15 protein-coding genes are annotated in these 16,251 nt (G+C 70.8%); 10 read left to right on the forward strand and 5 right to left on the reverse strand.

All coding sequences use genetic code 11. The features are described from left to right. Nucleotides 1-13 precede the first annotated feature (13 nt). Genes C2L58_RS11010 through C2L58_RS11025 form a run of 4 tightly spaced genes read right to left on the reverse strand, consistent with a single transcriptional unit; the run spans nt 14 to nt 3,730 of the window. On the reverse strand, nt 14-793 hold the full coding sequence (locus C2L58_RS11010; protein WP_103337458.1) for an ATP-binding cassette domain-containing protein: 780 nt from the start codon (nt 791-793) through the stop codon (nt 14-16). Beyond that, nucleotides 790-1,833, reverse strand: a complete 1,044-nt coding sequence (locus C2L58_RS11015; RefSeq protein ID WP_103337459.1) for an ABC transporter permease — start codon at nt 1,831-1,833, stop codon at nt 790-792. The genes C2L58_RS11010 and C2L58_RS11015 overlap by 4 nt, the downstream gene beginning before the upstream one ends. Beyond that, the gene (locus tag C2L58_RS11020; RefSeq protein WP_103337460.1) at nt 1,830-2,828 is read right to left on the reverse strand and encodes a sugar ABC transporter substrate-binding protein; all 999 of its coding nucleotides are present in this window, start codon (nt 2,826-2,828) and stop codon (nt 1,830-1,832) included. The genes C2L58_RS11015 and C2L58_RS11020 overlap by 4 nt, the downstream gene beginning before the upstream one ends. Before the next feature lie 23 nt (nt 2,829-2,851). Then, on the reverse strand, nt 2,852-3,730 hold the full coding sequence (locus C2L58_RS11025; protein ID WP_103337461.1) for a TIM barrel protein: 879 nt from the start codon (nt 3,728-3,730) through the stop codon (nt 2,852-2,854). Between the two features lie 111 nt (nt 3,731-3,841). Here C2L58_RS11025 and C2L58_RS11030 point away from each other — a divergent pair, with 111 nt between their 5' ends. From C2L58_RS11030 to C2L58_RS49190, 3 genes are read left to right on the forward strand one after another with little or no spacing between them, the layout of a single operon-like run. Further along, nucleotides 3,842-4,864 (forward strand): LacI family DNA-binding transcriptional regulator, encoded by a 1,023-nt coding sequence (locus C2L58_RS11030; protein ID WP_103337462.1) that lies wholly within the window; start codon nt 3,842-3,844, stop codon nt 4,862-4,864. Then, nucleotides 4,861-5,859 (forward strand): Gfo/Idh/MocA family protein, encoded by a 999-nt coding sequence (locus C2L58_RS11035; RefSeq protein WP_199191217.1) that lies wholly within the window; start codon nt 4,861-4,863, stop codon nt 5,857-5,859. Before C2L58_RS11030 ends, C2L58_RS11035 begins: the two co-directional genes overlap by 4 nt. A gap of 5 nt (nt 5,860-5,864) precedes the next feature. Continuing rightward, a complete protein-coding gene (locus C2L58_RS49190) occupies nt 5,865-6,014 on the forward strand; it encodes a hypothetical protein (protein WP_158264102.1) in 150 nt (49 codons plus the stop codon). A gap of 66 nt (nt 6,015-6,080) precedes the next feature. On the opposite strand, the gene asnB is transcribed toward C2L58_RS49190, so the two are convergent. Next, nucleotides 6,081-7,922: an asparagine synthase (glutamine-hydrolyzing) gene (asnB, locus tag C2L58_RS11040; protein ID WP_103337464.1), complete on the reverse strand. Its 1,842-nt coding sequence runs from the start codon at nt 7,920-7,922 to the stop codon at nt 6,081-6,083. Between the two features lie 402 nt (nt 7,923-8,324). Between asnB and kdpF the strand changes: the two genes are divergently transcribed. Genes kdpF through C2L58_RS11075 form a run of 7 tightly spaced genes read left to right on the forward strand, consistent with a single transcriptional unit; the run spans nt 8,325 to nt 16,248 of the window. Continuing rightward, complete coding sequence (gene kdpF / locus C2L58_RS11045; RefSeq protein ID WP_103337465.1) at nt 8,325-8,426, forward strand: K(+)-transporting ATPase subunit F; 102 nt, start codon at nt 8,325-8,327, stop codon at nt 8,424-8,426. Beyond that, complete coding sequence (gene kdpA, locus C2L58_RS11050; protein WP_103337466.1) at nt 8,426-10,087, forward strand: potassium-transporting ATPase subunit KdpA; 1,662 nt, start codon at nt 8,426-8,428, stop codon at nt 10,085-10,087. The genes kdpF and kdpA overlap by 1 nt, the downstream gene beginning before the upstream one ends. After that, entirely contained in the window at nt 10,084-12,129 is a 2,046-nt protein-coding gene (gene kdpB / locus C2L58_RS11055) for a potassium-transporting ATPase subunit KdpB (RefSeq protein ID WP_103337467.1), read from the forward strand. Before kdpA ends, kdpB begins: the two co-directional genes overlap by 4 nt. Nucleotides 12,130-12,133: 4 nt before the next feature. Further along, nucleotides 12,134-12,724, forward strand: a complete 591-nt coding sequence (locus C2L58_RS11060) for a potassium-transporting ATPase subunit C (RefSeq protein WP_103337468.1) — start codon at nt 12,134-12,136, stop codon at nt 12,722-12,724. A 4-nt stretch (nt 12,725-12,728) separates the two neighbouring features. Beyond that, the gene (locus C2L58_RS11065) at nt 12,729-15,296 is read left to right on the forward strand and encodes a sensor histidine kinase (RefSeq protein WP_103337469.1); all 2,568 of its coding nucleotides are present in this window, start codon (nt 12,729-12,731) and stop codon (nt 15,294-15,296) included. After that, entirely contained in the window at nt 15,293-15,991 is a 699-nt protein-coding gene (locus C2L58_RS11070) for a response regulator (protein WP_086837952.1), read from the forward strand. Before C2L58_RS11065 ends, C2L58_RS11070 begins: the two co-directional genes overlap by 4 nt. 29 nt (nt 15,992-16,020) lie before the next feature. After that, entirely contained in the window at nt 16,021-16,248 is a 228-nt protein-coding gene (locus tag C2L58_RS11075; RefSeq protein ID WP_103337470.1) for a hypothetical protein, read from the forward strand. The last annotated feature ends 3 nt before the right edge of the window (nt 16,249-16,251 follow it).

Consider the following 16,251-nt stretch of genomic DNA (forward strand, 5'->3'; position numbering starts at 1 on the left):
GCGTCGGCGGAACTCACGCCTTTTCCACCTGCCGCAGCTCGTGTTCGAGGGCTTCCAGTTCGGCACCGCCCGCCATCTGCCGGGTCAGCTCGCCGATGTCGATCTCGGACTTCTCGTAGTGCCCGAGCGCGGCACCCCGCTTGAGCAGCAGGAACCGGTCGGCGACGGGGTAGGCGTGGTGCGGGTTGTGCGTGATCAGCACGACGCCGAGGCCGCGATCCCGCGCCTGGGCGACGTACTTCAGCACGACCCCGGCCTGCTTGACGCCGAGAGCCGCAGTCGGCTCGTCCAGGATCAGCACCTTCGCGCCGAAGTACACCGCTCGCGCGATCGCGACGCACTGGCGTTCACCACCGGAGAGCGTCCCGACCGGCTGCTCGACGTCCCGCAGGTCGATGCCCATGTCGGACAACGCCTTCTTCGTCGTCTCGCGGCCCTTCTTGCGGTCGAGCATCTTGAACGGGCCGAACCCGGTCGTCGGCTCGGAGCCGAGGAAGAAGTTGCGCCAGACGCTCATCAGCGGCACCACCGCGAGGTCCTGGTACACGGTCGCGATGCCGCGATCCAGGGCCTCGCGCGGCGAGGCGAACCGCACGGGCTCGCCCTCGACGAGGAACTCGCCCCGGTCGTGCTGGTGCACCCCGGCCAGGATCTTGATCAGCGTCGACTTCCCGGCGCCGTTGTCGCCGAGCACGCAGGTGACCTCGCCCGCGTTGACCACAGTGGACACATCGCGCAGCGCGATGACACTGCCGTACGTCTTCCCGATGTCCTTTACTTCCAGCAAGCTCATCGGCGTACCCTCTCCGCGCGGCGCCGGAAGGCGTTGTTGACCAGGACCGCGGCCAGCAGCATGACGCCGAGGAACAGCATGAACCAGTCGCTGTTCCACTGCGCGAACACGATGCCCTGGCGCGCCATGCCGAAGATCAGCGCGCCGATCGCCGCGCCCACCGCCGAGCCGAACCCGCCGGTGAGCAGGCAGCCGCCGATCACCGCGGCGATGATGTACTGGAACTCCAGCCCGATGCCCTGGTTCGCCTGCACGCTGGCGAACCGCAGGATGTTGATCGAGCCGACCAGCCACGCGCCGAGCGCGGTGCCCATGAACAGCAGGATCTTCGTGCGCACCACCGGCACGCCGACCGAGCGGGCCGACACCTGCGACCCGCCGACCGCGAAGATCCAGTTGCCGAACCGGGTCCGCACCAGCAGCCACGCGGCGATCGCCGTGACGACGACCCACCAGACGATCGAGGACTGGAACTCCGTGCCGCCGACGTCGAAGGTGGACGCGAACAGCCCGCCGGCCGACTCGTAGCCGCTGGTCGAGCGCATGCCCGACACCTGGACGGTGTTGGTGACCAGCCGGGTCACGCCGAGGTTGAGCCCCTGCAGGGCCAGGAACGACCCCAGCGTGACGATGAAGCTGGGCAGCCCGGTCTTCATCACCAGCCAGCCGTTGAACGCGCCGACGCCGAGCGCGAACACCAGTGACGCGGCCAGCGCGAGCCAGACGTTCCAGCCCGCCTGCGTCGCCAGGATCGCCGTGACCAGCGACGTCGACGCCGTCATCACCCCCGCGGACAGGTCGAACTCGCCGCCGACCATGAGCAGCGCGACCACGACGGCCATGATGCCCAGCGTCGAGGAGTCGTCGAGCCAGGTCGCCACGCCCAGCGGGCTGAGGAACTGGCCGGTGACGACGGAGAAGAAGACGAACACCAGCACGGCGCCGAGGAGCGCGCCGATCTCGGGGCGCACCACCAGGCGGTCGGTCAGGCTCTTCTTCGCGACGCGCTCGTCGGGCTGGGCCTGGATGGCTGCGGTCATCGCGTGCCGCGCTGCGCGTACGGGGCGATGGTGTCGATGTTGGTCTTGTCGACGAAGCCCGGGCCGGTCTGCACCGGCTTGCCGCCGCCGATGGTGTTGCCGTTCTCCTTGTACAGCTTCAGGAACACGACCGGCAGGTAACCCTGCTCGTACTGCTGCTGGTCGACGGCGAACAGGATGCTGCCGTCCTTGATGGCCGTGACGACGTCGGCGTTCAGGTCGAACGTGGCCACCTGCGCCTTGGAGCTCGCTTCCTTCGCCGCGGCGACAGCGCGGGCCGCGACCTGCGAGTTCAGCGCCAGCACGGCGTCGATCGACGGGTCGGACTGCAGTGCGCCGCGGATGCGGGCCTGCGCGTCGGTCGGGTTGGAGATGTCGACCTGCAGCGTCGTGACGTTGCCGAAGGTCTGCTTCGCACCGTCGCAGCGCTGGTTCTGGCCGATGTTGCCGGCCTCGTGGATGACGCACAGCAGCTTGGACTTGCCGGCCGCCTTGAGCCGCTGGCCGGCGCCCTGGCCCGCGAGGCCTTCGCTCTGCCCGACGTGCGCGATCGCGCCGAACTGGGCGCTGAAGTCCTCGCCGGAGTTGATGGTGACGACCGGGATGCCGGCCTTCACCGCGTTCTGGATCGACGTCTGCAGCGCCTGCGGGTTGGCCATCGAGACGACCAGGCCGCCGACCTTCTGCGCGACCGCGTTGTCGATCAGCCGGGCCTGGTTGCCCGGGTCGCCGTCGGAGAAGTAGTCGACGCCGACGCTCAGGTCCTTGCCCGCCTGCTCGGCGCCGTTCTTCACGACGTTCCAGAAGGCGTCCCCGGCGCTGCCGTGGGTGACCACGGCGACCTTCAGCGGGCCGCCCGAGCCGGGGGCCGCCGCCGAGGGGCTGCTGCTGGAGCTGCTCTTCGAGTTGTCGGCGCTGGGGCCGCTGCAGGCGGAGAGGATCAGCCCGGCGGCGGCGATCGCCGCCACGCCGGCCAGCTTCTTGAAGGTGAACACAGTCACTCCTTTGGGACCAGGTTTCAGAGGGAGTCGGTGATCTTCGCGAGGTGGGCCAGGCTGCGCCCGGTGTCCCGCCGGGGTAGGTCGTCGGGGCTCGCGTCGCCGAGGGCGGTGTCCTGTTCGAGGACGTACCAGCCGTCGTAGCCGGCGGCCTGGACGGAGCGCACCATCGCCGCCACGTCCACGTCACCCTCGCCGAGCGGGGTGTACATGCCCCGCCCGACCGCGTCGGTGTAGGCGAGCCGGCCCGCGCGGACCTCGGCCGCCAGGTCTTCCCGGACGTCCTTGAGATGCACGTGCCCCACCCGTTCGGGATACCGCTTCGCCAGCTCCACCGGATCCGTCCCGCCGATCATCAGGTGCCCGGTGTCGAGGCACAACCCGAGATCGGAATCGGCGAGGAAGCGCTCGACCTCGGCCTGCTGCTCCACGTGCGTCCCGACGTGCGGGTGCAGCACCGTGCGCAGGCCGAATGCACCTGCAACATGGCGGATCTTCCCGGCGGTCTCGACCAGCGTCGCCCATTCGGCGTCGCTGAGCCGCGGACGGTCGTCGTAGCCGTCGAGGCCGGTCGCGGCGGCGAGGACGAGGACGTCACCCCCGCAGGCGGCGAAGAGCGCGGCCGATTCTTCGGCTTCGCGCAGTGCTTGCCGCTGGTTTTCGTGCAGGACGACGGCGAGGAAGCCGCCGACGAGGGTCAGGTCGTAGCCGGCCAGCAGCTCGCGCAGCGCGGCGGGTTCGCGGGGGAGGTACCCGGGCGGCCCCAGCTCGGTGGCCTGGACGCCGAGCGCCGCCATCTCGCCGAGCACGGTCGCCGCGTCCAGCACCCGGCCCCAGCCCGGCACTTCGCAGACGCCCCACGAGATCGGGGCGGCGGCCACGCGGATCGTCGCTGTCACAAGGGGCCTCCGTTGGTCCGTTGGAGCGCTCTATTGATTAGAGCGCTCTAATCTTGTAGCGTCCGTCACAGCAAGTCAAGGCTGAGTTTTCCGAGATCAGGGGAGGTGCGCATGGTGCGTCCGACCATGGAGGACGTCGCCGGGCGGGCGGGAGTTTCCCGCGCACTGGTCTCCCTGGTGATGAACAATTCGCCGAAGGTGTCCGACGCGCGGCGTGCGGCGGTGCTGCGCGCGGCCGAGGAACTCGGCTACCAGCCGCACGTGATGGCGCGGTCGCTGGCCAGCCGGACGTCCACCGTGCTCGGCGTGATGGTCAACGACCTGCGCAACGCCTTCTTCGCCGACGTCGTCGAGGGGCTCGACGCGGCCGCCCAGGCGGCGGGCTTCGACCTGATCCTCAACACGGGCGGCCGCAGTCCCACCCGCGAGTGGAACGCCCTGCACAACCTGCTTTCCTTCCGCCCGGCGGGGATCATCCTGCTTTCGCCCGTCGTTCCGGCGGCGTCGATCCAGCTCGCGGCCAAGCAGTGCCCGGTCGTGCTGGTCTCGCGGACGATCCGCTCGTCCACGGTGGACACGGTGAACGACGACGGCGAGGCGGGGTCCGCGCTGGCCGTCGACCACCTCGTCGGCCTCGGGCACCGGCGCATCGCCCACCTGGACGGCGGGGGCGCGGCCGGGGCGGCCCAGCGGCGCCGCGGGTTCCAGTCGGCGATGCGGCGGCACGGGCTGGAGCCGATCGTCGTCCGCAGCGAGCACACCGACACCGGCGGCGAGAAGGCGGTGCGCGAACTGCTGGCCACGTACTCGCGGCTCGACCTGCCGACCGGCCTGGTGGCGGGCAACGACTTCAACGCCGTCGGGGCGATCTCGGCCCTGGAGGAAGCCGGGCTGCGCGTGCCGGAAGACGTGTCGGTCGTGGGTTACGACAACACGTCCCTGGCCGCGCTGCGGCACCTCTCACTGACCACAGTGGACCAGCCGCGCACCGAGATGGGGCGGCTGGCCTTCGAAGCGCTGATCGAGCGCGTCCGCGGGGAGCGCACGGAGCCGGTCCGGCACCTGCTGCACCCGTCCTTGGTGGTCCGCGCGACCACTGCCGAATTCGTTGCGACAGGAGGAACACCACGATGAGGTTGGGATTGGCGGGCACCGGCCGGATCGGCACCGCGCACGCGGAGACGCTGAAGGGCTTCGAGGAGGTCGAATCGGTCGTCGTGGCCGACGTCGACCCCGCGCGAGCCGGCTCGGCCGCCGCGAAGCTCGGCGTCGAATCGGTGTCCCTCGACGAGTTGTTCGCCGCGGGGCTCGACGGGCTGGTCGTCACGGCGGCGACGGACGCGCACCCCGGCCTGATCATCGCGGCGGTCGACGCGGGCCTCCCGGTGTTCTGCGAGAAGCCGGTGGCCGCGGACATCCCGGGCACGCTGGCGGTCATCGACCGCATCGGCGCCTCGGACGTCCCCGTCCAGATCGGCTTCCAGCGCCGCTTCGACGCGGGCTACGCGGCGGCCCGGGCGGCGGTCGCGTCCGGCGAACTGGGCTGGCTGCACACCTTGCGCGCGACGACGTTCGACCCGGCGCCCCCGCCGGCGGAGTACGTCGCCCATTCGGGTGGGTTGTTCCGCGACTGCGGCGTGCACGACTTCGACATCATCCGCTGGGTGAGCGGCCGCGAGGTCGACGAGGTGTACGCGATCGGCGCGAACCGCGGAGAGCAGTTCTTCCGCGACGCGGGCGACGTCGACACGGCGGCGGCGACACTCACCCTGGACGACGGCACGCTGGCGACGGTGTCGATGACCCGCTACAACGGCGCCGGGTACGACGTGCGCCTCGACGTGCTGGGTTCGGTGTCGGGCGTGGTGGTCGGCTTGGACGACCGGGCCCCGCTGCGGTCGGTGGAGCCGGGCGTGGCCCCGCTGCCCGGGCCGGCGTACCCGGGCTTCATGGAACGCTTCCGCCCGGCGTACACGACGGAGCTGCGAGCGTTCCTGGACGTCGTCGCGGGCCGGGCCCCTTCGCCCTGCGGGGCGGCGGACGCGTTGGAGGCGTTCTACATCGCCGAGGCTTGCGAGGTGTCGAGGCGGGAACGGCGGCCGGTGAAGCTGGCGGAGGTGAGGCGCTGAGGAGCTTGCGCCCCGCTGCCCGGCTGACCTGGTCGCCGTCCGTCGGCAGGCAGGTGACGGCATTGCTGTCAGCCGAAGCCCGGGCGAGCGGCGCGGCACTCACCACCGAAGGCCACGAGGTCACCGCGGCCCGGCGGCTCGGCCGGAGGAGCTGACCGGTCCGGCGCGGCGAACCGCGCCGGACCGGGCCCGACCGGGCCCGACCGGGCCCGACCGCAGCCTCAGTCGAGCTGCAGTTCCGGGGAGTACATCTCGATCCAGTGGTACAGGTCGAGCAGCCGGTCCAGGCCGATCCGGTCCGCCGGGGCCATGGTTGCCGAGTCCACTTCGGACACCCGGTGGGTCCAGGACTTGTCGACCAGGCCGAACACCGCGTGGCCCGGCTCGGCCAGGACCTCCTTGGCCTGCTGCTGCAGCGCCGCCGCGTAGCCCGGGTCCTGCGTCGACGGGTACGGGCTCTTCACCCGCTGCGCGACCGACGAAGGCAGCACGTGCTTGGTCGCGTGCCGCAGGAGGCTCTTCTCCCTGCCGTCGAACGTCTTCAGGGACCACGGCGTGTTGTAGACGTACTCCACCAGCCGGTGGTCGCAGAACGGGACCCGGACCTCCAGGCCCACCGCCATCGAGGCGCGGTCCTTGCGGTCCAGCAGCATCCGCACGAACCGGGTCAGGTGCAGGTGGCAGATCGTGCGCATCCGGGCCTCGGCCTCGGACTCGCCGTCCAGGTGCTCGACCTCGGAAACCGCGGACGAGTACTGGTCGCCCAGGTAGGATTCCAGATCCATCTTGCCCATCAGCTCGGGCGTGTAGATGGACGTCCGGTCGGTCATCATCGCGCTGCGGAAGGCGATCCACGGGAACGTCTTCGCGTTGACCGAAGCCTCGTCGAAGAACCAGCGGTAGCCGCCGAACACCTCGTCGGCCGACTCGCCCGACAGGGCCACCGTCGACTCGCCGCGGATGGCCTTGAACAGCAGGTACAGCGACGTGTCCATGTCGCCCAGGCCGGCCGGGATGTCCCGGGCCCGCAGGACGGCGCGCCGCACCTCCGGGTCGGTCAGCTCGGCCGGGTTCAGCACGACGTCCTGGTGCGCGGACCCCACCAGCGAGGCGACGTCACGCACGAACGGCGAGTCCGCGGTGTCGCGCATCTCGTCCGGCTTGAAGTTCTCTTCCTGGCCGAGGAAGTCGACGGAGAACGTCCGCAGCTGCTCACCTTGCGAAGCGAGCCGGGCCGCGGCCAGGCCGGTGACGGCGCTCGAGTCGAGGCCGCCCGACAGCAGGACGCAGCGGGGGACGTCGGCGACCAGCTGCCGGTTCACGATGTCGGTCATCAGCTCGCGCACGCGGGCGACCGTCGTCTCCTGGTCGTCGGTGTGCTGCTTCGCGTCCAGCTTCCAGTACGTGCGGGTCCGGACGCCTTCGCGGGACACCGTGACGATCGTGCCCGGCCGGACCTCCTCCATGCCCTTCCACAGCGACCAGCCGGGCTGCTTGGTGAACGCCATCAGCTCGCGCAGCCCGTCGGTGTCGACGACCTTCGCAGCCAGCGGGTTCGCCAAGATGGCCTTCGGCTCCGAACCGAAGAGCACGCCGTCGCGCGTCGGGTAGTAGTAGAACGGCTTGATGCCCATCCGGTCGCGGATCATCACGAGCCGGTCGTCGCGCTCGTCCCAGATCGCGAAGGCGTACATGCCGTTGAGGTGGTCGACGACCGCGTCGCCCCACTGCAGGTAGCCGTGCAGCACCACTTCGGTGTCGCTGTCGGTTTCCCAGGTGTGCCCGAGCTTCGTCAGCTCGTCCTTCAGCTCGGTGAAGTTGTAGGCCTCCCCGCTGTAGACCATTGCGATGTCGCCGTTCGGCGTCGAGACGGTCATCGGCTGCCGGCCGCCGGGCAGGTCGATGATGGCCAGCCGCCGGTGGCCGAGCGCGACGTGCCGGCGCACCCAGGTCCCCGAGTCGTCCGGTCCGCGGCAGGCCATCGTGCCCGTCATGGCGTCGACGACGTCTTGGCGGCGGGTGAGGTCGGCGTCGTAGGAAACCCAGCCGGCGATACCGCACATAGCGAAGCCCCTCCCAGAGATTGCTTAGCGGATACAACTATTGGTAACACAGGTGTAACACGACCCGAAGATCTTGTCTGCCCGAATTGCACGTTCCGCACCTGTTCGGTCACGCGTTGTGTCGCTTGTCACTGACCAACTACCTGCGGTGAGAACCGGGCAAACGCTTGCGTGACCGCCGCCACCGGCCATCAAGACGGCGTAAAGGCGCGTCAGGAAGGCGTCAAGGCGCCATCAGCCGGCCTTCGTGGCGGCCTCCCGGAGCCGCACAGTGACGTCGTCCCCGGTCACCGAACCCGGTGACCCGTCCTGAGAGGTGCCTGTGGCCGACTTGCTCTACGCCGTTCTCCTGATCGGCGTTTTCGTGGTGCTGGCGCTGGTGCTGCGCGGCTTGGAGAAGCTGTGAGCGGCGCCGGAACCGTGGCCGATGTCGTCGGCGGGCTGCTGGCGCTCGGCCTGCTCGTCTACCTGTTCGTCGCCTTGATCAGGCCGGAGAAGTTCTGATGACCGACACCGTGGCCGGGCTCATCCAGCTCGGCCTGCTCCTCGCCGCCCTCGCCGTGGTCTACAAACCGCTCGGCGACTACCTGGCGCGCGTCTTCTCCAGCGAGAAGCACCTCAAGCTCGAGAAGAGCCTCTACCGGCTCTTCCGGGTCAACCCCGACTCCGAGCAGCGCTGGCCGACCTACGCCGCGGGCGTGCTCGGCTTCTCGTTCGTCTCGGTCGTCCTGCTCTACCTGCTGCAGCGCCTGCAGCCGCTCCTGCCGTGGGACCTGGGCCGCGGCTCGGTCAGCCCCGGCGTCGCGTTCAACACGGCGATCTCGTTCGTCACCAACACGAACTGGCAGTCCTACGTCCCCGAGACGACGATGGGCCACTTCGTGCAGATGGCCGGGCTGACCGTGCAGAACTTCCTCTCGGCCGCCGTCGGCCTGGCCGTGGCGATCGCGGTGACGCGCGGCTTCGTCCGCGCGAAGACCGACCGGCTCGGCAACTTCTGGGTGGACCTCACCCGCGGCACGGTCCGCGTGCTGCTGCCGATGGCGTTCGTGTTCGCGCTCGTCCTGGTCGCGCTCGGTGTCGTGCAGAGCCTCAAGGCGGGGGTCGCCGTCACGAACCCCGACGGCAGTGGAAGCACCATCGCCCTGGCCCCGGCCGCGAGCCAGGAGGCGATCAAGGAACTGGGCACCAACGGCGGCGGCATCTTCAACGCCAACTCCGCGCACCCCTTCGAGAACCCGAACGCCTGGAGCAATCTCGTCCAGCTGTTCCTGATCCTGGTCATCCCGGTCAGCCTGACCCGCGCGTTCGGCACGCTGGTCGGCAACCGCCGGCAGGGGTACGTCCTGCTGAGCGTGATGGGCCTGCTGTGGGCCGCCTCGCTGGCGCTGATCTGGTTCTCCGAGGCCTACGCGAACAACCCGGCGGCGCGGGCCGCGGGCGCGAGCATGGAAGGCAAGGAGCAGCGCTTCGGCATCGGGTCGACGTCGTTGTTCGCCGACACGACCACCGGCACGTCGACCGGCGCGGTGAACGGCGCCCACGACAGCCTGTCCGGCCTCGGCGGCGGGGGCCCGCTGCTGAACATGCTCTACGGCGAGATCTCGCCCGGCGGCGTCGGCACCGGCCTCTACGGCATCCTCGTGCTGGCGATCATCGCGATGTTCCTGGCCGGGCTGATGGTCGGGCGCACGCCGGAGTACCTGGGCAAGAAGCTCGGCAAGCGCGAGGTCACCTGCGCGGCGATCGCGATGCTGGCGATGCCGACCGTGGTGCTCCTCGGCTCCGGGATCGCGCTGCTGCTGCCGGGCACGGCGGGCGCGCTCGGCAACGGCGGCGCGCACGGGCTGTCCGAGATCCTCTACGGCTATGCGTCCACCGGCAACAACAACGGCAGCGCGTTCGGCGGCCTGACCGCGACGAGCGACTGGTTCCAGTCGTCGTTCGCCGTCGCCATGGCGTTCGGCCGGTTCGTGCCGATCCTCGCCGTGCTCTGCCTGGCCGGTTCGCTGGCCGCCCAGCGCAAGGTGCCCGAAACCGCGGGCACCCTGCCCACCACCGGGCCGCTGTTCGCCACCCTGCTCACCGGCACGGTGGTGCTCGTCGCGGCCCTCACGTTCATCCCGTCGCTCGCGCTCGGGCCCATCGCGGAGGCACTCGCATGACCGTCACCGAAGAACGACCCCGGGTGGCTCCCGCCGAACCCCCGAGCCGGGTCGGCGCCGGCGTCTTCAGCCCCCGCCGGCTCTGGACGTCCTTGCCGGACGCGTTCCGGAAGCTGAACCCGAAGCACCAGCTCGGCAACCCGGTGATGTTCGTGGTGTGGGTGGGCTCCGCGCTCACCACGGTCTTCGCGGTCACCGATCCGAGCGTGTTCACCATCCTGATCGCCGTCTGGCTGTGGTTCACGGTCCTGTTCGCGAACCTCGCCGAGGCCGTCGCGGAAGGGCGCGGCAAGGCCCAAGCCGAGAGCCTGCGGCGGTCGAAGAAGGAGACCGTCGCCCGCCGGCTCACCGAAACCGGAGAAGAGCAGGTCCCCGGTGTCGAGCTGAAGATCGGCGACCTGGTCGTCGTCGAGGCGGGTCAGGTGATCCCGGGTGACGGCGACGTCGTCGAGGGCATCGCGACCGTCGACGAATCGGCCATCACCGGCGAGTCGGCCCCGGTCATCCGCGAGTCCGGCGGCGACCGCAGTGCCGTCACCGGCGGCACGACCGTGCTGAGCGACCGGATCGTCGTGAAGATCACCACCAAGCCGGGTGAGTCCTTCGTGGACCGCATGATCGCGTTGGTGGAAGGCGCTTCGCGACAGAAGACGCCGAACGAGATCGCGCTGACCATCCTGCTCTCGACGCTCACGATCATCTTCCTGCTCGCCGTCGTGGCGCTCCAGCCGATGGCCCGCTACTCCGGGTCCGAGCAGTCCGTGGTCGTGCTGACCGCGCTGCTCGTGTGCCTCATCCCGACGACGATCGGGGCGCTGCTGAGCGCGATCGGCATCGCGGGCATGGACCGCCTGGTGCAGCGCAACGTCCTGGCGACCAGCGGCCGCGCGGTGGAGGCCGCGGGCGACGTCTCGACGCTGCTGCTCGACAAGACCGGCACGATCACCTTCGGCAACCGCCGCGCCACCGAGCTGATCCCGGTCGGATCGTCCACACCGGACGAATTGGCCCGCGCGGCCCGGCTCGCCAGCCTCGCCGACGAGACGCCCGAGGGCCGCAGCGTCGTCGAGCTGACGTCGGAGCACGCGGGGCAGGACGAGCACGGCGAGTTCGTCCCCTTCACCGCGCAGACGCGGATGAGCGGGATCGACACCGGCACCCGGCGGATCCGCAAGGGGGCGGCGAGCGCCGTCCGCGCGTGGGTGCGCGAGAACGGCGGCGAGTTCCCCGACGAGACCGAGCGGGTGGTCGACGCGATCAGCGCCCAGGGTGGCACGCCGCTGGTGGTCGCCGAAGACACGGTGGTGCGTGGCGTGATCCGGTTGTCCGACGTGGTCAAGCCGGGCATGAAGGAACGCTTCGCCGAACTCCGCTCGATGGGCATCAAGACGGTGATGATCACCGGTGACAACCCGCTCACCGCGAAGGCCATCGCCGCGGACGCCGGCGTCGACGACTACCTCGCCGAGGCCAAGCCCGAAGACAAGATGGCGCTGATCAAGCAGGAGCAGGAGGGCGGCCGGCTGGTCGCGATGACCGGCGACGGCACCAACGACGCCCCCGCCCTGGCGCAGGCCGACGTCGGCGTCGCGATGAACACCGGCACCTCGGCCGCCAAGGAGGCCGGGAACATGGTCGACCTCGACAGCGATCCGACCAAGCTGATCGAGATCGTCGAGATCGGCAAGCAGCTGCTGATCACCCGCGGCGCGCTGACCACCTTCAGCGTCGCCAACGACCTGGCCAAGTACTTCGCGATCCTGCCCGCGATGTTCACCGGCATCTACGCCCAGCTGGGCGGGCTGAACATCATGCACCTGGCCACGCCGAAGTCGGCGATCCTGTCGGCGGTCATCTTCAACGCGCTGATCATCGTCGTGCTCATCCCGCTGGCCCTGCGCGGCGTGCGGTACAAGCCGTCGTCGGCCTCGGCCCTGCTGCGCCGCAACCTGCTCGTCTACGGCCTCGGCGGGATCGTCAGCCCCTTCCTCGGGATCTGGCTGATCGACCTGCTCGTGCGCCTCATTCCCGGAATCGGGTGAAACCGTGAACACTCTCGTCAAGCAGACCTGGGCCGGGCTGCGGGTCCTCCTCGTGCTGACCGTCCTGCTCGGCATCCTCTACCCCTTGGCGGTGTGGGCTGTCGCCCGCATCCCCGGCCTGGAGGGCAACGCCGAAGGCTCGATCGTCACGCGGAACGGCCAAGCCGCCGGGTCGTCGCTGATCGGCGTCGACCCGGTGCCCGCCGACCCGGCGCGCGACCCGTGGTTCCACACCCGGCCCTCGGTCGTGAGCCCCGATCTGCCCTCCGGCGCGTCCAACAAGGGCCCGGACAACGAGGACCTCGTGAAGACCATCGGGGAGCGCAAGGACGCCATCGCGAAGCGCGAAGGCGTGTCGCCCGATCAGGTGCCGCCGGACGCCGTGACGGCGTCGGGCTCCGGCCTCGACCCGGCGATCAGCGTGGCCTACGCCGATCTTCAGGCCCAGCGGGTCGCGCGCACCACCGGGCTGTCCCTCGACCGGGTGAAGCAGCTGATCGAGCAGAACACTTCGGGCCCAGGCATCGGCGTCTCCGGCGTGAATGTGCTCCCGCTCAACTTGGCCGTGCAAGCCGCGGCCGGAGGGGCACACTGACAGCGTGACCACGGAGAACGTACCCGCGAAGCCGCGCCGGGGAGAGCTGAGGATCTACCTCGGCGCGGCTCCGGGCGTCGGCAAGACCTTCGCCATGCTCGGCGAAGCGCGCCGCCGGCTCGACCGCGGGACCGACGTCGTCGTCGGGCTGGTGGAGACGCACGGCCGCGAGAAGACCGCGGTGCTCCTGGACGGCCTCGAGATCGTCCCGCGGCGGCACGCCGAGCACCGCGGCCGCGCGTTCGACGAAATGGACGTCGACGCCGTCCTGGCCCGCGCGCCCGAGGTCGCCGTCATCGACGAACTGGCGCACACCAACGTGCCGGGCTCCCGCAACGCCAAGCGCTGGCAGGACGTCGAAGAGCTGCTGGCCGCGGGCATCGACGTGCTGTCGACGGTCAACGTGCAGCACCTGCAGAGCCTCAACGACGTCGTCGAGCGGATCACCGGCGTCACCCAGCAGGAGACCGTCCCGGACGAGGTCGTCCGCCGCGCCGAACAGCTCGAGCTGGTCGACATCACGCCCGAGGCGCTGCGGCGGCGGCTCGCGCACGGCAACGTCTACCCGGCCGAGCGGATCGACGCCGCCCTCGGCAACTACTTCCGGCCCGGCAACCTCACCGCCCTCCGGGAACTGGCGCTGCTCTGGGTGGCCGACCAGGTCGACGTCGCCCTCCAGCGCTACCGCGCCGAGCAGCGGATCACCGACACCTGGGAGGCACGCGAACGCGTCGTCGCCTCGATCACCGGCGGCCCGGAGAGCGAGACGCTCATCCGCCGGGCCAGCCGGATCGCCACCCGGGCCGGCGCCGAGCTGCAGGTGGTGCACATTCTCAGTGGCGACGGCCTCGCCGGACGGTATCCCCAAAAAGCGAGCCCGGTCGCGATGGCCCGCTGCCGCAAGCTCGCCGAGGAGGTGGGGGCGACGTTCCACACCGTGGTCGGCGACGACGTCCCGGGCGCCCTGCTGGATTTCGCCCGCGGCGTCAACGCGACCCAGCTGATCATCGGGACCTCGCGGCGGTCCCGGGTGGCGCGGCTGTTCGACGAGGGCATCGGCGCTTCCGTGGTCCGGCGGTCGGGCCCGATCGACGTGCACATGGTCACCCACTCCGAGGCCGGCGGGCGCCTGCGGACCGGGCTGATCGCGAGCCCGCTGGGGTTCTCGCGGCTGGTGACGGGCTGGGTGCTGGGCGTCGTGCTGCCGGTGCTGGTCACCCTGGTCGGCGTCTTCGTGCCGAGCGGGCTCGACTTCGCCACCGACGTCATCGCCTACGTCCTGGTCACGGTCATCGTCGCCCTGGTCGGCGGCCTCGGCCCGGCGCTGGTCGCGGCCGTGCTCGGCGCGGGCCTGCTCAACTTCTTCTTCACGCCGCCGCTGTACACGCTCAACGTGCACACCCCGCAGAACCTGGTGACGCTGATCGCGATGGTCGTGGTCGCGGTGCTGGTCGCGCTGGTCGTCGACCAGGCCGCGCGCCGGGCCGCGCAGGCCGCGCGGGCCCGGACCGAAGCCGCGCTGCTGGCCTCCTACGCCCGGACCGTGCTCACCCACGCGAACCCGATCGAGCGGCTGCTGGCGAAGGTCCGCGAGAACTTCGCCTTGACGTCGGTGACCCTGCTGGAGAAGCAGGACGGCGTGTGGCAGTGCGTGGCGACCGTGGGGGACCACCCCTGCGCCGACCCGGACGAGGCCGACGTCGACATCGCCGTCACCGCCGACGTCCACCTGACCCTGCGCGGGCGGGCGCTGCCGGCGGCCGACCGGCGGGTGCTGGAAGCCGTGGCCGGCCAGGCGCTGCTGGCCCTGCGCCAGCAGCGGATGGCGGCCGCGGCGGCACGCGCCGAACGCAAGGCCGAGGCGACCGAGCTGCGCACGACGCTGCTGTCCGCGGTCGGGCACGACCTGCGGACGCCGCTGACGTCGATCAAGGCCTCGATCGGCAGCCTGCGTGCCGAGGATCTGGAGTTGTCCGAAGAGGACACCGCGGAGCTCATGGAGGCCATCGAGCTGTCGGCCGACCGGCTGGCGGGGCTGATCGACAACCTCCTGGACTCGTCGCGGCTGGCCACCGGGGCGGTCCGCCCGCACCTGCGGCCGGTGGGCTACGACGAGGTCGTCGCGCACGCGCTGTCCACTGTGGACGGCTCGGACGACGTCGTGGTCGCGGTCGACGACCAGCTCCCCTCGGTGCTGGCCGACCCCGGCCTGCTGGAACGGGTGGTGGCGAACGTGCTGGACAACGCGCTGCGCCACGGTGCCGGCGAAAGCGGTGGCGCACCGGTGTCGGCCCGGGCCAGTGCGCACTCCGGCCAGGTCGAGCTGCGGATCGTCGACCACGGCAAGGGACTGCGCAAGGGGGCCGCGGATTCGGCGTTCGCGCCGTTCCAACGGCTCGGCGGTGACCGCGATACGACGCCGGGCGTCGGGCTGGGGCTGTCGGTGGCGAGGGGGTTCACCGAGGCGATGGGCGGCACGATCCGCGCCGAGGACACCCCGGGCGGCGGGCTCACGGTCGTGGTTTCCCTGCCCGCGTTCAGTGTCGAGCTCGAAGAGAAGGGGGTGCGATGAGCGACCCGGGTGCCACCGTGCTGGTGGTGGACGACGAGCCGCAGATCGTGCGGGCCCTGCGGATCAACCTGACCGCCCGCGGTTACAAGGTGATCACCGCGCACGACGGGACGGCTGCGTTGAAAGCGGTGGCGGAGACCAAGCCCGACGTGGTGGTGCTGGACCTCGGCCTGCCCGACCTCGACGGCACCGAGGTGATCGCGGGCCTGCGCGGCTGGACGACGGTCCCGATCATCGTCCTTTCGGCGCGCGGCGACTCGGCGGACAAGGTCGAGGCCCTCGACGCGGGCGCCGACGACTACGTGACGAAGCCGTTCGGCATGGACGAGCTGCTGGCCCGGCTGCGCGCGGCGGTCCGCCGCTCGGCGGTGGCGGGCGCGGACGGCGCGGACGCGGTGGTGGACACGGCGTCGTTCAGCGTGGACCTGGCGGCGAAGAAGGTCCGCCGCCACGACGGCGTGGAGGTCCACCTGACGAAGACGGAGTGGGGCGTGCTGGAGCTGCTGGTCCGCAACCGCGGCCGGCTGGTGGCGCAGAAGCAGCTCCTGCACGAGGTGTGGGGCCCGTCGTACGAGACGGAGTCGCACTACCTGCGGGTGTACCTGGCCCAGCTGCGGCGCAAGCTCGAACGGGAGCCCTCCCGGCCCCGGCACCTGCTCACCGAACCGGGGATGGGGTACCGCTTCGAGGTTTAGCCGGTGCCCGGGCCGGGTTCTTCCCGGAGATGGACGGGTCGAAAACGTGGCTGCTCGGCGGTGAGCGCATCCCGCCGGTGATCGTGCTGACGCTGGCGGTGGGCGCGACCTTCGGCGCGCTCGGCTGGCTCTTCACCGCCTTCGAGGGCGGCGCCGGCTGGGCGACGTGGCTGCGCGTCGCGGCGGCCGGCGCCGGTGCCCTGCTGACGGTCTACCTGTGGGCGCTGGTCGCCCACCGGCTGCGGCGCCGCGTCTAGATC

It is taken from the genome of Amycolatopsis sp. CA-126428 (genome assembly GCF_002904335.1).
In the GTDB taxonomy this organism is placed as follows: Bacteria; Actinomycetota; Actinomycetes; order Mycobacteriales; family Pseudonocardiaceae; genus Amycolatopsis.